This is a genomic window from Massilia phosphatilytica, assembly GCF_977014125.1.
This window is the reverse complement of record NZ_CDRNIL010000054.1, coordinates 1-1,191: the sequence shown is the minus strand read 5'-3', so window position 1 is coordinate 1,191 and position 1,191 is coordinate 1. Positions and strand designations below refer to the sequence as shown.

Genomic DNA, 1,191 nt, shown 5'->3' with positions numbered 1-1,191 from the left:
GCCGTCCTGTCCCGGCACCGGCGCCTCCTGGTCCTGTGCGCATGCTCTACCGCGGTTCACCTCGCGCTGCCGGCGCTCGTCGCCGCGCATGGCGCGAAGCCGTCCGCCCGCGCGCCCGCCGACACCGGCCTGAGCGTGCGGCTGATGCCGGCCCCCGTGGCGGTGCCGGCGCGGCCCGCGGCACCGGTCACCTCGGCACCGGCGCCGCGGCCGGCGCCCGCACCAGCCTCCCCGGCCCCGCGTCCGACGCCGGCCGCCACGTCGGCGCCCGCCCCAACGCCCGCACAAAGGTCCGCACAAACACCCGCCGACAACGCCGCGGCGCTGTCCGCGTTGCCAGCCCAGCCGGCGCCGCCGACCGTCGCGCCCCCCGCTGCCGCCCCCGCGGCAGCCGCCACGCCGCTGATGCAGATGCCGGGCCGCTACCACGTCCGCCTGCCCGCCCCCGCCCTGCTCACGTACGACGTCGTGCGCCAGCCGGCGGGCGGCGCGGCGGCGCCGGCCGGCACCGGCGCACCTGTCATGGCGTACGGACGGCGACCGCTATCTGCTGGATCTCGACGGCCCGCTCGGCCGCCTGCACAGCGAAGGCGCGAGCGGCGACGCGGGCATCGCGCCGCGCCGCGCGCGCGAGGAAACGGATGGCGGTGCGCTCGTCACCGAATTCGACGCCGACGGCCACCGCGTACTGTTCCGCGCGGCCGGTACGGAAAGCCCGGACAACGTCGGCATCCAGGACCGCGCGTCGCTGCTGATGCAACTGGCCGGCATCGGCCTGGCCGCGCCGGACCAGTTGGCGGAGTCGGTCGACATCGTCGTGGCGGGCGCGCGCGACCTGCGCGTCGCGCGCTTCCGGGTGCTGGGACAGGAAGACGTCACGACCGCCGCGGGGACGGTCAACGCCTGGCACCTGGCCGAGCTGGCGGCGCCCGGCGTGGCGCGGCTTGACGTCTGGCTCGCGCCGGAACGGGGCTGGATGCCGGTGCGGCTGCGCATGGACGACGGCGCCGCGAGCGTCACGCAGACGCTGCGCGCCGTCGGGCCGGCGCCGGCCCCGCCCTGACTACTCGCGCACGCGGCGCCAGCCCGCCTTGCGCGCATCCTGCGCGGCGGCGGCCGGCAGGTCGAACGGTGTGTTCTTGCCGTCCGCTGTCGTCGCGATCAGCTTCAGCGCGCCGCTCGGCAGGCGCA

At 77.7% G+C, this 1,191-nt stretch carries 2 protein-coding genes; one reads left to right on the top strand and one right to left on the bottom strand.

The genetic code is table 11. The annotated features are described in order from the left end of the window. Positions 1 to 56: 56 nt before the first annotated feature. Entirely contained in the window at positions 57 to 398 is a 342-nt protein-coding gene (locus tag ACWNCF_RS02035) for a hypothetical protein (RefSeq protein WP_449405832.1), read from the bottom strand. A gap of 119 nt (positions 399 to 517) precedes the next feature. On the opposite strand from ACWNCF_RS02035, the gene ACWNCF_RS02030 reads away from it, so the two are divergent. Continuing rightward, the gene (locus ACWNCF_RS02030) at positions 518 to 1,063 is read left to right on the top strand and encodes a DUF3108 domain-containing protein (protein ID WP_449405833.1); all 546 of its coding nucleotides are present in this window, start codon (positions 518 to 520) and stop codon (positions 1,061 to 1,063) included. Positions 1,064 to 1,191: the final 128 nt, after the last annotated feature.